We start from the raw sequence: 13,831 nt of genomic DNA on the forward strand, positions 1-13,831 counted from the left end.
CACAGCAGGAAACGAATCATAAAATGAATATACTGGCAAAAATAAAAAAAGAATGGTTTTTGACCGGCATGGTGGCAGCGATTGTACTGGCGACCATGACTTCAGAAGTTGGCCGGACCGGCGGCGTCATTCACCTCGATAAACTGACGGGCATCGGGGTGGCAATTGTGTTTTTCCTCCATGGCTTAGGCTTGTCGCCCAAGGCGATTAAAGCGGGTGTAACCAACTGGCGGTTGCACCTTTATATCCAGATGGCAACCTTTGTGGTTTATCCGCTGATCTGGGTGATTTTCGGCAAAGGTTTTCTGAGTGCGATGCCGTCTGCACTGGCGTTCGGTTTCTGTTATCTGCTGGTGCTGCCGAGTACCATTTCTTCTTCCGTTGCCATGACCAGCGTGGGAAAAGGCAATGTGCCCGGTGCGATTTTTAATGCGTCTCTGTCGAGTATTCTCGGTGTGTTTATTACCCCATTTCTGATTCAGCTGTTTATGGGTTTTGAAGGTGTTCAGCTGGATTTACTGGCGTCTGTCATTTCAATTTCCAAACTGCTGCTGTTGCCGATGATTGCCGGACAGCTGCTGCGGCCTTATCTGGTGAAGTTCACGGAAAAACATAAAAGTGTGGTGAATAAAGTGGATAAGTACGTGATTCTGCTCATCGTCTATAACGCGTTCTGTGACTCGGTGGAAAAGGGCATCTGGCATGAATTCTCTGCCGGTCTGCTGGCGTTATCCGTTGGCGTATGTATCGTCACGCTGCTGCTGATGGTTCACCTGATTCAGTGGGGTGCGCGTCGTGTCCCGTTTGATCTGCCGGATGAAGTTGCCGCCGTGTTCTGCGGCACGAAAAAAACACTGGCAGCCGGTATCCCGATGGCTAAAGTTATCTTTGGGGCCGATCCGTCTCTGGGCATGATACTGCTGCCGATTATGCTGTATCACCCGTTGCAGATTTTCTACTGTGCGATTTTGGCCAACCGCTATGCACGGCAGAGCCAGGCCCCTGATGTGACATCAGCGGATACTTCATTAAGGGGATAATGATGAAACGGGACAGCCGGATATATTGTCATCAGGGACCAGATTACCTGCCTTCTGCCGGAGGTGGTGTGCTGTCCGGGACCGGATTTGTATTCAAAGATCTGTTTGATGTTGCCGGTTATACCACCGGCGCCGGGAATCCGCAGTGGCTGGCGACTCATCAACCGGCAGAGTCAACCTCGCCGCTGATTTCCGCTTTACTCCGTCACGGTGCCGAGTGCACCGGACGGGTACAGACTGATGAACTGGCTTACAGTCTCAACGGGCAGAATATCCATTATGGGACACCGGAAAACCCGGCTGCGCGGGATTGTCTTCCCGGTGGTTCATCGAGTGGCAGTGCGGTTGCTGTGGCAGCGGGTGAATGTGATTTTGCCATTGGCACTGATACCGGCGGTTCGGTGCGGGTGCCTGCCAGTTACTGTGGTGTGTTTGGCCTGCGTCCGACCTGGGGACGCCTTGATCTGCGCGGTTGTTTTGAGTTGGCACAACGGTTTGATACTGCGGGTATTTTCAGCCGGGATTTAGCCTTATTACGGCAGGTCTGGCAGGTGTTGGCTGCAACCAAGAGTGACCCTGTCACTTATGAGGCGATCTATCTGGATACCCAATGTGCTGAAGATTTGAGTCAGCCACGTTTTCTCCGGTTACAGCAGTGGTGTCGTCAGGCGGGGTTGTCACTGGTGCACGGTGACTTTCTGACCGCGCATGGCTGGACACTGAATGAACTCAGCCTGCTGTTCCGGACGATTCAGGGATACGAAATTATTCAAAAGCACGATACATGGCTGACGCAGAATGGCGGTAGTCTGGATCCGGCGATTTGGGAGCGGGTTGAATGGGCGCGTTCCGTGACCACGGAACAACTCGGTTATGCGCTGCAAAGACAGGCGATTTTCAAACTACAGCTGAACGATCAGCTTAAAAAGGTCAGGGCGTTGTGGGTGATGCCAACCACGCCGGGCGGGCCACCGGCGTTAACCATGCCGGCTGATGAATTGGCTATCTACCGGAGCAAACTGATGGGCCTGACCAGTATTGCGGGACTCAGTGGTTTGCCCCAGCTGCATCTGCCGATGCATGGTTTGCCGGAAGGCCCGTGTGGTATGTCTCTGCTGGGTGCGGCGAATCAGGAAGAAGATTTAATCGCTACCGGAATGAAACTGACCAATCTGGAAGAGGCAGTTGTACATCCCCAGTCTGAACAACCAGAGCCTGAACAATCACAGTCTGAACAATCATCACTGCCTTTACCGTCGCAGAAACCGGGCCGGGGAGAATCATCATGAGTGATCAATATCAGACAGCATTTACCGCGCCGCATCATGTGGCGGCGCAGACCGGACAGCAAATTCTGGACGCAGGCGGAACAGCCAGCGAAGCCATGGTTGCAGCAGCAGCGATGATAGCCGTGCAGTATCCGCATATGAACGGTCTCGGCGGAGACAGCTTCTGGCTGATCGCCAAAGCGGGTGAGCTGCCGGTTGCCATTGATGGCTGCGGTGCGGCTGCGCAGGGCGCGAATGTTACAGCGTATCGTGCGCAGGGTGAGACTTTACCGGATCACGGCGGCCCGGCTGCCATCACCATGGCCGGTACGGTCTCTGCGTGGCAGAAAGCGCTGGCAGTGAATCCGGGCCGGATGAATCTGACAGATTTACTCTATCCGGCTGCGGCTGCGGCAGAGCAGGGGATTGAGGTCACTGAGAGCTTAGCTGCAGCCAGTGAAAAAACCCGCGACAGGCTGGGCGGACTGGCAGCATTTGCACAGGATTTTCTGCCCGGCGGAAAAACACTTCAGCCGGGTAATAAAGTGGTGAACCCGGCGTTAGCTGCCACCCTCAGAACGTTGGCCGAAAAAGGTCTGGATGATTTCTACCGGGGCGGGCTGGCCCACAGTATGGCGCGTGATCTGGCGGCTGCGGGCAGCCCGCTGACGATTGAAGATTTTCACGCGCATCAGGCGGCAGTAACCACACCGCTGACGGCGGGGACGTCCAAAGGACAATTGTATAATTTCGGAGCGCCGACGCAGGGGGTTGCTTCCCTGTTAATTCTGGCGATTTATGACCGGCTGGCAGCTCAGGCGACAACCGAAACCGATCATATTCACCTGCTGGTGGAAGCAACGAAACAGGCTTTTCTGATCCGCGATCGCGAAGTCTGTGATGAGGGCTGTCTGACCCGGCCGCTGCAAAGCTGGCTGGATGAGACTGTGGTGCAGCAGTGTGCGGCGCAGATCTCTCTGACACAGGCTTTGCCCTGGCCGCATCAGGCCCGGCCAGGCGATACCGTCTGGATGGGCGCGACTGATCAATACGGCACCATGGTCAGTTTTATCCAGAGCATTTACTGGGAATTCGGTTCGGGTGTCGTTCTGCCGCAAAGTGGTGTGTTATGGAATATCCGCTCGCAGAGCTTTTCTCTGGCAGACTCTCATCATAATGTGCTGGCGCCGGGAAAAAAGCCGTTTCATACCTTAAATCCGGCCTATGCTGAGCTGTCTGACGGGCGGCGGATGGTATACGGCACCATGGGCGGAGAAGGGCAGCCGCAAACGCAGGCCTGCCTGTTCAGCCGCCATCATTATCAGAATTATCCGCTCAGAGATGCCGTGGTTGCACCGCGCTGGCTGTTAGGCAGAACCTGGGGAGATGACACGCATAACCTGCGTCTGGAGCAGGCATTGTATGATCAGTGCGCTGACGCACTAAAACAGCGGGGCCACAATGTGACTCCGGTTGCCAATCAGAATGAATTAATGGGGCACGCCGGTGCCATTGTATTGGATACACAGGGCAAGGTTGCTGCAACCAGTGACCCCCGCAGTGATGGCACCAGCTTTACTGGTGTTTGTGACGCCGGAACCCGTTTCAACGGAGAGAACCAATGACCAGTCAAAACCAGTTATTTGAAACCCTGAACCCGCCACAACGTCTGCTGATGGGACCAGGACCGATTAATGCCTATCCGCGCGTCCATCAGGCGATTTCCCAGTCGCTGATTGGTCAGTACGATCCGGTGATGACCGGATATATGAATCAGGTACAGGCGCTGTACCGCGGCGTGTTTGAAACTCAGAATCAACAAACGATGCTGATTGACGGCACTGCCCGCGCCGGGATTGAAGCCGTGCTGGTGTCGGTGCTCAAACCGGGTGATAAAGTGCTGGTGCCGGTGATCGGCCGTTTTGGTCATCTGTTGTGTGAGATTGCGCAGCGGGTCGGTGCCGAAGTCAGAACGATCGATATTCCCTGGGGCGAAGTCTGCCCGCCGGAGAAAGTGGAAGCGGAAGTGAAAGCATTTCAGCCGAAGCTGCTGGCGACGGTGCAGGGCGACACCTCAACCACAATGAATCAGCCACTCGAAGCGCTGGGCGAGATCTGTCACCGGCATGGCGTGTTGTTTTATTGTGATGCAACCGCATCGATTGCGGGCAACGAGTTGAAGGCAGACGCATGGCATTTAGATGCGGTTTCTGCCGGACTACAGAAATGTCTGGGCGGGCCTTCCGGCTCGGCGCCGGTGACACTCAGTGACCGCTGTGCCGCGCTGATCAACCAGCGTAAGCATGTCGAAGCCGGGATTCGCGCGGCGCATCATATTCAGGGCGCAGAAGCGATGATTCAGTCTAACTATTTTGATCTGGCGATGGTGATGGATTACTGGGGGCCGGAGCGCCTGAATCACCATACGGAAGCGACCAGCATGTTATATGCGGCCCGTGAATGCGCGCGGATTTATCTTGAAGAAGGCGCAGAACAGGTGATTGCCCGCCACCGTCAGGCCGGAGGCGCAATGGCTGCCGGATTGCAGGCGATGGGACTGAGCCTGTTTGGGGATCAGCAACACCGGATGAACAATGTGGTTGGCGTGTCTATTCCCGGTGAGGTTGACGGCGATACGGTGCGTCTGGAACTGCTGAACCGGTTCGGGATTGAAATCGGTACTTCCTTCGGCCCGCTGCATGGCAAGATCTGGCGGATTGGCACTATGGGTTATAACGCCCGTCAGGAATGTGTGCTGACGACACTGGCGGCTCTGGAAGCCATGTTACTGAAACATAAAGCCCGTATTGAACCGGGTGTGGCTGTGACGGCCGCCATGGAATACTTCGGCTGAACAGGAAGGAATGCCAATGACGACAATGGAAAGCCGGGCGGCCCGCCTGATGGAACAGGCTGATATTCTGGCCGGTTACAGTGAAAGCCGGAACGAACTGACCCGGGCTTATTTAACCCCGCAGCACCGGGCCGCTCATGATCAGCTGGCGGTGTGGATGCAGCAGGCCGGGCTGGAAACCTGGCAGGACAGCGCAGGCAATCAGTGGGGGCGTAAAGTCGCCGCTGATCCGACGTTGCCGGTTTTAATACTCGGTTCTCACAGTGACACTGTGATTAACGCCGGCAGGTATGACGGTAATCTGGGGGTGTTGCTGGCGATTGAAACACTGGCGTTGTTGCGTGATGAAACTTTTCCGTTTCACATTGACGTCGTGGCATTTGCTGATGAAGAAGGCACCCGGTTTGATACCACACTGATCGGTTCTGCGGCAGTTGCAGGTTGTTTTAAGCCGGAATGGCTGGATGTGGCTGATGCCCAAGGCATTACCATGGCGCAGGCAATGCGTGATTTTGGCCTTGATCCGGCGCTGGCAGGCAGCGATGCCCGCCAGCCGGAAGAGACGCTGGCTTATCTGGAAGTGCATATTGAGCAGGGGCCGGTACTGGAAGCGGAGAATCTGCCGGTTGGGGTGGTGACGGGCATTGCCGGAGCAAAGCGGTTCCAGTGCCAGCTGCGTGGTGAAGCCGGGCACGCCGGAACCGTTCCGGTGAATTACCGGCATGATGCGTTGTGCGGTGCAGCTGAAATGATCAGCTGTATTGAAGCATTTGCCCGTCAGCATGAAATTGTCGCCACGGTTGGCAAATGTGAAGTGATGCCGGGAGCGGTGAATGTCATTCCAGATGATGTGCGGTTTACCATTGATATCCGTAGTTTGTCTCAGTCACAGCTTGAACGGTGTACGCAGGTGCTTTTTTCCCGGCTGGAAAACATCGCCCATCAGCGGCAGTTGCAACTGGATTACGAAAATATTTATCAGGCCCCGGCGGTGCTGTGTGATGAAAAACTTCAGCAGCTGTGGGCATCCGCAGTTGAAACCGTGACCCGTAAACCGCCGCATTTTCTGCCCAGCGGGGCTGGTCATGATGCGCTGGCGATGGCAGAGCTGACAGATGTCGGGATGTTATTCGTTCGCTGTGAGAAAGGTATCAGCCACCATCCGGCCGAGCAGGTACTGACGGAAGATGTACAGGTTGCGCTCGATTGTCTGGTGACGATGGTGAAAGGCTTTGCTCCCGGAGCAGGTCAGTGACCTGTCCGGTGGCATGCAGGGAAGCCAGGATTACAATCTGGTTTGTGATTTAGAAAGCTGATGCAGCAGGGTTGCAGCTTCGATAAAGCTCATTTCAGTCGGATCAAACTTGTCGCAGCCCAGCTCTTTCATCATCGAAAGCAGCGCATCACTCCCGCCCGCATAGCCCATCGTCCAGTGGGGAAAGATACGTTTTTCTGTTTCCTGTACACCGATGATCACCACTGAGTGATGACGTTTGTCAGCGGCGATGGTCAGAAACAGTGCGGTGACTTCTGCTGCATCCCCTTCCAGTATTTGTAAGAAGTAGTGATTGTCGTAGCACAGCATGCCGCAGATATCATGCTTCTGGTTGTTGGTTCTGGCCTGTTCCAGAATGTTTTTTAACTCTGACTGAGTCATCTCCCCAGAGTCGTGGCTGTAGTAAACCAGTCGAATCGTTGCCATAGTTTTTTTACCACCTTCCTTTTTATGCTGTAACTTCTAATGTAGACGAGGGGTGAAAAAAGATACAAGAAACGGGGGGTGTTTTTACGGGGTTGTCTTTTGTTTGCTATTCAACGGATATACCCAAACAACCTGCATCTTCAGGTTGCTTGGGTATATAAAAATAAGGAGAAACTATGAATCCGGCAGCTGTTTTAATCCATGTACCTGATGTCAGTGCGGGGCTGGCCTGGTATCAACGGGCTTTTCCGCAGGCAGATCTGGTACTTTTACCGGAATTTGATTTCACCGTGCTTGATCTCAATGGTTTCGCTATCGAAATCGTTCAGGCGGATGAAAAAGTCGGCTCAGGCAAAAAGGGGACTGTATTGTACTGGTCCGTGGATAATCTGTCTGAATCACTCGCTTTTTTTCAGTCATTAGGAGCCACCTTATACCGGGGGCCGCTTGAGATTGAAAACGGGCTGGTGATGTGTCAGCTCGAAGACCCGTTTGGCAACCTGATTGGTTTGCGGGGGCACCGATAACCGATCATTAAAACCGTACGGTAAGCTGTGGTGATACGGCACATCTCTCACCATCAGATAAGAATTATTGTAATGATAATAATTCTTATTTAGACTTTGTCTGACTCAGGTGAAAGTGTGGAGAAATAACAATGAATTCTGAACATGTTGAAAAACAGGAATACGTACAGATCGGGATTGATATTAAAAAGCTTGAGTCCTTATTTAATCAGGGATTGCTCTGTGTGGCGGATATCCACTGTCTGAATAACGACACCAAGAAGTGTATCTGGGAGTTGTGCCTGACCGCATGCTCAAAGCGGATGGATTGCCATTTAACGCATGCTGAATGTCACGCTGACTGTGGCTGTTTAACACAGGTGAATCTGAAGCAGTCCCCCCGCAGACGGGTGCAACCGGAACAGATCATAAAGATCACTTAGCCTGGTTTGATGGGGGCTGGGGTTCTGGTTGTTGGTGGTTATGTGTCTGGTGAATGATGAGTATGTGTCCGGCGAACAGGCCGGACACACGAACTCATGACTGTTCACCTCAGGCTTTCGCCTGAACCGGAAACAGCAGATCGATAATGTACCCGTCCGGGTTCTCCGGGTCGCACCTTGAGTCATACATTTCCAGATTAAACGAATCGCTCAGCTGATAGTCACTCTGTGCCAGCCACTGGAAAGCGCTTTGAATGGTTTGCCCCATCGCCATTGGGTTTCCCCGGTGAACAAAGACAGCAAATTGTTGTGCCGGAATATCAAATGACGCTAATTCAGCGTTTGCTTCGCTGATCTCACTGACCTGTTTCGCGGCGGTATATGCATTTTCTGCTTCATTGATTCCGGTTGTGATGCCCCAGAATTGATCGTCCTGTACGATATTCTGAATGCTTTCAGCAGCCGGGAAAAGACGCTCCCACGCTTTGCCGATACCGGAAAACTCACCATTCATCAGGTCAATTTCCTCACGGCAGCCAACCAGTTTGATGTTTTCAAATGTTTTAATCTCAGGTTCCATTCGCTATTGCTCCATTGATTCATTGGGTATATACCCGGTGAATCATACACATTTTTAATGGTTATGATTATTCGCTCAAACTAAGATTGCATCAGATTGCATCAATTCCAATTAAAAATCGGCTTCACGCAAAAAAGCATACTCAAGCAGGGCTTTGCGGCCTGCTTTTTCTGCGGTTCGTCTGGAGGGCAGATTATCGCGGGCAATCGTTCCGACCAGCAAGTGATGGCCGGGGGCCGGAAGCAACTGGCGGGATAATAACTGTTGCGCTGTCGCGGCGAGATTCTTTCCCCGGCAGGCAGGCACAATGACCTCTTCAATCACGCAATATCCGCACACAAAAGCATAAGCATCCGGACTGGCGATGATGAATCCGGCCGGGTTGCCATGAGATTCAATCATAAAGGCTTCCCGGTTGGCGATTGCATCGCTCAGATCGGCGGGATCCGTCGGGGATAAATGGCTTTTCAATGCCGGTAACTGATGCAATGTTTCCTGATATGACTGTTCCATCGCCTCAAGGCACCAGCTGCTATCGGCAGGCTGAGCCAGCCTCAGGCTGACATGGGCTTCCCGGTTCTGAACCTGCGAAGAGTGTGGAATAGGCGCGATGTAAATCAGCTGATCGGTCGTACCCGGCTGGCTGGCTTTTGACAGACCGGTTTCGCGTTGGCGCAATACGCGGATGTGCTGCGCCTGAAGAGGCTGCCAGTCGCTGAATATTTTCCGGGCCGCAGCAGTGCTGACCGGAGCGGTTGACGCAATTAATTCAATAAAAGGCTGATTGATGTCACCACCGAGATAACGCGGGCCGGTCAGATAAGATTGCCCGTTGACGTGAATGACTTTTTGCTGAAAAAAAGCCTGTTCAAGGCCGGTCTCCTGAAACGGAAAACGGGCTGAGAAATCCGGGTCATCACACCATGAAAGTTGCTGTGACAGAAAACGCTCCAGATTGCGTTTTAATGTCTGCCGGGAATAGGGCAGAAAAGCGTATTTTTGCAGCATATGGTCAATCATCTGATTTTTTATTCCTTCACACATATGGGTATATCGGTTCATTTGTCGGAACTCCTCCTGTTTCTGTCGGTTTTCCCCCTTATCATCGCAGTGACTCAAATTATAACATTATCAATGATATGGATACCTTCACCCACTCAGCCCGGGCGTGCTGACAGGTTTAGGGTATCCGCTGAAACGCAGTTGTTACCGGATAAAATAAGCAGGTCTCTTATGATGGATATATTGAGAACATTTCTGATTTATACGCATTTACTGGTGTTTGCATTTGCAATTACAACATTATACCGCAGTGATATGAACTTGTTTTTCCGGAAAATTTCTCAGGAAAAACTCAGAATGCTGGGCGATCAGATGTTGTGGTTGCTGGTGGTTCTGGCCATAACCGGCGCGGGAATCGTCTATATTGATACTGAATTCCGGTACGATGCGATTATGCAGGCTGATAAACTATTGGCAAAAATGGTCTGTGTGGGCGTACTGACGCTGAATGCGATGGTGCTGCATCATGTGGTGTTCAGGAAAATGGCCAAAGCTGAACTGACCCACGGCGATATGCTGCTGATGTCCGTTTCCGGTGCTGTCAGTACCTGCTCATGGACATTTGCCGGATTTCTGGGCGTTGCCAAAGCGTTTACCAAATACTTTTCGTTTGAACATTTCCTTTATTTATACGGCGCCTGCCTGGCGGTTGCGATTGTGGTTGCCATCATGCTGGCACCGGTGATCAAACGAAACTGGGAAAACAATGTGGTGAAGAATCCGTTGATGCCCGGTGCCGGTGCTGTCCGTTAACCGGTGACATGCATGATGCCGGCTCAGGCAAAACGCTCACGGAATCTTTTTGGCGACAGGCCCATTTCTTCAGTAAACAGCTTACGGAATGTGCCTGCGTCCTGATAGCCCACGCCAAAAGCGATAGATTCAAACGGCTGGCGGGTTGTTTCCAGCAGATGACACGCCTTTTGTACTCTCAGACGCTGAATATATCTGGCCGGGTTCAGGCCGGTTGCATTCTGAAACCGGCGTTGCAGCGTACGCTCACTTAAGTGAACCTGACTGGCGAGTGTGGCAACGGAAATCGTTTGTGCATAGCTGGTATTTAAGTAGTGCTGGAGTTCCAGAATAATCTCATCACCATGCTGAAAGTGCGGCATAAATTTCTGGTAGAAGCGTTGCTCGCGGGGCGCGGTATCAATCACCATCAGACGCCCCAGTTCTCTGAGTACACTGGCTTTGGAATACTGTGAAATGATTTCAAATCCCAGATCCAGCCACGACATCATCCCGCCGGCGGTAATCACATCCCCTTCATTATTGAGAATATCCTGAATACACAGTTCCAGATGCGGAAAGCGTTCCCTGAACTGATCTTCCAGCCGCCAGTGGGTGGTACATTTTTTCCCGTCAAGCAGACCGATCTGCGCCAGAATAAAGGAACCACAGCAGGCAGAGGCGATAATTGCCCCGTTTTTATGCTGCTTTTTGATCCATTGAATCAGCCCCGGATCGGGGTTGAGATAATCTTCTGCCTGATTGGTTGGTGTCAGTATTGCAATACTGTATGGCTGTCTGGTTTTTTCTTTCAGGGCGTCCGGGGAAAGAATCTCCGGTTCAAATGACACCGGAACGTCGAGCATTCCGCAGACTTCGTTGGCGAGAAAAAACATTTCTTCCAGCCCGTATACCGCTGAGTTTAAACTGCCGGGGTAACGGAGCAGGGCAATCTGGATATTCTGGTCAGACATAAATAACACCAATAAATTCACGTTTGGGTATATAATTTTTTTGTAAGTTATCAGCTTTATCGATTCAGGCTGAAAATGGTTTTACCGATTACAGTAATCGATAAAAATTATCAAAGTCATCATTTTGAAGAATTAATCATCACAGGGTGATGTCCGTCACAGAACCTGTTACCATAGCGATAAATTTGTAAAGTTGACCTGAGGTCAGCTTTTTTTGTGTTTTAACCAATCTGGAATGTCCTGTGTTATCAACAGCTAATATCACAATGCAATTTGGCGATAAGCCATTATTTGAAAATATCTCAGTTAAATTTGGTCAGGGAAACCGATACGGTCTGATCGGTGCGAATGGCTGTGGTAAGTCAACACTGATGAAAATCCTGGGCGGTGAACTGGAGCAATCTTCAGGCACTGTCTCTTATGATCCGAATGAACGGATTGCAAAGTTAGGTCAGGATCAGTTTGCGTTTGAAGCGTATTCAGTCATTGATACCGTCATTATGGGGCATAAAGAGTTATGGGCCATCAAAGAAGAGCGTGACCGTATCTATGCCTTGCCTGAAATGTCTGATGAAGATGGCATGCGGGTTGGCGATCTGGAAACTGAATTCGCGGAAATGGATGGCTATTCTGCGGAAGCGCGTGCCGGAGAACTCTTGCTGGGCCTGGGCATTCCGGAAGAACAGCATTTTGGTCTGATGAGCGAAATTGCCCCGGGTTTTAAACTGCGGATCCTGCTGGCGCAGGTCTTGTTTGCAGAACCAGACATCATGTTCCTTGACGAACCTACCAACAACCTGGACATGCATACCATCAGCTGGCTGGAACAAACCCTGCTGGCGCGCGATTGCACCATGATTATTATTTCGCACGACCGTCATTTCCTGAATACGGTTTGTACGCATATGGCGGATCTGGACTACGGTGAGCTGCGTTTGTTTACCGGCAACTATGACGAATATATGTGCGCTGCAGAACAGGCCCGCGAACGTTTGTTGGCCGATAACGCGAAGAAGAAAGCGCAGATTGCCGAGCTGCAAACCTTTGTCAGCCGTTTCTCTGCCAATGCATCCAAAGCCAAACAGGCAACTTCCCGCCAGAAGCAGCTGGAAAAAATTCAGCTTGATGAAGTCAAACCTTCCAGCCGTCAGTCACCGTTTATCCGTTTCGATCAGGAGAAAGAGCTGTTCCGGAATGCGCTTGAAGTCACCGGGATGACGCAGGGTTATGATGACAATATGCTGTTTAAAGACGTTGACCTGATGGTGGAAGTGGGTGAACGGATTGCGATTATTGGTGAAAACGGGATTGGTAAATCGACCATGCTAAACACGCTTGCGGGCGTAATGGCTCCCAAAGGCGGTGAAATCAAATGGTCTGAGAACAACAATATCGGCTTCTACGCGCAGGATCATGCAGATGAGTTCAGTGCAGAGATGAGTCTGATGGACTGGATGGGGCAGTGGAAGAAAGAAGGCGATGACGAGCAGGTCGTTCGCAGTATTCTTGGCCGGATGCTGTTCTCGCAGAATGATATCAAGAAGTCTGTCAAAGTGATTTCCGGTGGCGAACAGGGGCGGATGTTGTTTGGTAAACTGATCATGCAAAAGCCGAACATCCTGCTGATGGATGAGCCGACCAACCACATGGATATGGAGTCAATTGAAGCACTGAACCTGGCGCTGGAGAACTACAAAGGCACGCTGCTGTTTGTCTCTCATGATCGTCAGTTTGTGTCATCGATTGCCACCCGCATCATTGAGATCACCAAAGATGGTGTGCGTGATTTCCACGGGACTTATGATGAGTATCTGGCGAAGCAGGGGCTGATTGGGTAACGCATTTACGTTATTGTCTGTTGACAAAGGCCAGCCTTCGGGCTGGTTTTTTTGTGCCGGGTTTTATACCCAAACTACCTGAAGATGCACCTTTCGGCTGCACGCATGAATCATGCATCTTCAGGTAGTTTGGGTATATCATGACACTTCTTTCCCTTTTTATGACTTTGCAGCCCGCAACATAAAAAATGCAACCATATAAAGAACACTCATCAGTGCCAGTGCAATACACAGGATTGAACCGGTAAATTTACCGAGTGCACAGAGATGAGCCAGTCCGGGCCAGAAGGCATCCTGCGAGCCGGTTAATATCCGGATCAGACTGTAATTTTCCGTCAAATCAAATAAGCCGGTGAGCGGGCAAAGTGCAGACAGCCAGCGGACTGAAGCAGCCATTCGCCGGGAATAAACCGCTAATTTCTGTGTGATCAGCCGGAAACCGGCAAAGCCCATGATGAGATAGAGCAATATATACAGATAGTCCAGACCGATACTCAAACCCACAGCCATCTGACCTCTTGTGCCCCATGCCGTTAAAGCCTGCCCGGCGCGTGCTGTGGTTTGGATGAACTCGAAAGAGATAATGCCCAGCGGGGTAACTTCAGTTTTGATATAACTGTCGATTGAAAACACGCCGATGTTACATAAACAGAACAGGACAAAAGACAGAATAAATATGTTTCTCAGACTCATTGTGGCGTACTCCCTGGATCAGCATCTTATAATATATGTGTTTAGTTGCAAATCAAGGCGGAACGTTGAATTCATTCATTTTTTTGAATGTAATTCATAGGTTTAATATGACTGGCAATGAGATGTTAAACATAAAACG

14 protein-coding genes are annotated in these 13,831 nt (G+C 51.2%); 9 read left to right on the forward strand and 5 right to left on the reverse strand.

Annotation, left to right across the window (positions count from 1 at the left end; all coding sequences use genetic code 11):
- Nucleotides 1-23 precede the first annotated feature (23 nt).
- Genes OC443_RS08290 through OC443_RS08310 form a run of 5 tightly spaced genes read left to right on the forward strand, consistent with a single transcriptional unit; the run spans nt 24 to nt 6,417 of the window.
- Nucleotides 24-1,040 (forward strand): bile acid:sodium symporter family protein, encoded by a 1,017-nt coding sequence (locus OC443_RS08290; protein ID WP_073583283.1) that lies wholly within the window; start codon nt 24-26, stop codon nt 1,038-1,040.
- Nucleotides 1,040-2,329: an amidase gene (locus tag OC443_RS08295; RefSeq protein ID WP_306345632.1), complete on the forward strand. Its 1,290-nt coding sequence runs from the start codon at nt 1,040-1,042 to the stop codon at nt 2,327-2,329. Before OC443_RS08290 ends, OC443_RS08295 begins: the two co-directional genes overlap by 1 nt.
- Nucleotides 2,326-3,933 (forward strand): gamma-glutamyltransferase family protein, encoded by a 1,608-nt coding sequence (locus OC443_RS08300; RefSeq protein ID WP_073583287.1) that lies wholly within the window; start codon nt 2,326-2,328, stop codon nt 3,931-3,933. The genes OC443_RS08295 and OC443_RS08300 overlap by 4 nt, the downstream gene beginning before the upstream one ends.
- Nucleotides 3,930-5,162 (forward strand): pyridoxal-phosphate-dependent aminotransferase family protein, encoded by a 1,233-nt coding sequence (locus tag OC443_RS08305; RefSeq protein WP_073583289.1) that lies wholly within the window; start codon nt 3,930-3,932, stop codon nt 5,160-5,162. The genes OC443_RS08300 and OC443_RS08305 overlap by 4 nt, the downstream gene beginning before the upstream one ends.
- A 16-nt stretch (nt 5,163-5,178) precedes the next feature.
- Nucleotides 5,179-6,417 (forward strand): allantoate amidohydrolase, encoded by a 1,239-nt coding sequence (locus OC443_RS08310; protein WP_073583291.1) that lies wholly within the window; start codon nt 5,179-5,181, stop codon nt 6,415-6,417.
- Between the two features lie 30 nt (nt 6,418-6,447).
- Here OC443_RS08310 and OC443_RS08315 read toward each other — a convergent pair whose 3' ends face one another.
- A complete protein-coding gene (locus tag OC443_RS08315) occupies nt 6,448-6,864 on the reverse strand; it encodes a BLUF domain-containing protein (RefSeq protein ID WP_073583293.1) in 417 nt (138 codons plus the stop codon).
- Between the two features lie 176 nt (nt 6,865-7,040).
- Here OC443_RS08315 and OC443_RS08320 point away from each other — a divergent pair, with 176 nt between their 5' ends.
- Complete coding sequence (locus tag OC443_RS08320; RefSeq protein WP_073583295.1) at nt 7,041-7,391, forward strand: VOC family protein; 351 nt, start codon at nt 7,041-7,043, stop codon at nt 7,389-7,391.
- 131 nt (nt 7,392-7,522) lie between these two features.
- On the forward strand, nt 7,523-7,813 hold the full coding sequence (locus OC443_RS08325; RefSeq protein ID WP_073583297.1) for a hypothetical protein: 291 nt from the start codon (nt 7,523-7,525) through the stop codon (nt 7,811-7,813).
- A 109-nt stretch (nt 7,814-7,922) separates the two neighbouring features.
- Here the strand turns inward: OC443_RS08325 and OC443_RS08330 are convergent, their stop codons facing one another.
- Both OC443_RS08330 and OC443_RS08335 read right to left on the reverse strand, forming a co-directional pair.
- Complete coding sequence (locus OC443_RS08330; RefSeq protein WP_073583299.1) at nt 7,923-8,393, reverse strand: GyrI-like domain-containing protein; 471 nt, start codon at nt 8,391-8,393, stop codon at nt 7,923-7,925.
- A 111-nt stretch (nt 8,394-8,504) separates the two neighbouring features.
- On the reverse strand, nt 8,505-9,413 hold the full coding sequence (locus OC443_RS08335; protein ID WP_073583331.1) for a GNAT family N-acetyltransferase: 909 nt from the start codon (nt 9,411-9,413) through the stop codon (nt 8,505-8,507).
- Between the two features lie 213 nt (nt 9,414-9,626).
- On the opposite strand from OC443_RS08335, the gene OC443_RS08340 reads away from it, so the two are divergent.
- Nucleotides 9,627-10,208, forward strand: coding sequence for a hypothetical protein (locus tag OC443_RS08340; RefSeq protein WP_073583301.1), 582 nt, complete (start codon nt 9,627-9,629; stop codon nt 10,206-10,208).
- A gap of 23 nt (nt 10,209-10,231) precedes the next feature.
- Here OC443_RS08340 and OC443_RS08345 read toward each other — a convergent pair whose 3' ends face one another.
- The gene (locus tag OC443_RS08345; RefSeq protein WP_073583303.1) at nt 10,232-11,161 is read right to left on the reverse strand and encodes a GlxA family transcriptional regulator; all 930 of its coding nucleotides are present in this window, start codon (nt 11,159-11,161) and stop codon (nt 10,232-10,234) included.
- 242 nt (nt 11,162-11,403) lie between these two features.
- On the opposite strand from OC443_RS08345, the gene OC443_RS08350 reads away from it, so the two are divergent.
- Nucleotides 11,404-12,999 carry an ABC-F family ATPase gene (locus OC443_RS08350; protein ID WP_073583305.1) on the forward strand — a complete coding sequence of 532 codons (1,596 nt, stop codon included), beginning with the start codon at nt 11,404-11,406 and terminating at the stop codon, nt 12,997-12,999.
- Nucleotides 13,000-13,158: 159 nt separating this feature from the next.
- Here the strand turns inward: OC443_RS08350 and OC443_RS08355 are convergent, their stop codons facing one another.
- Entirely contained in the window at nt 13,159-13,692 is a 534-nt protein-coding gene (locus OC443_RS08355; protein ID WP_073583307.1) for a hypothetical protein, read from the reverse strand.
- Nucleotides 13,693-13,831: the final 139 nt, after the last annotated feature.

This window comes from Vibrio quintilis, from assembly GCF_024529975.1.
GTDB lineage: Bacteria > Pseudomonadota > Gammaproteobacteria > Enterobacterales > Vibrionaceae > Vibrio > Vibrio quintilis.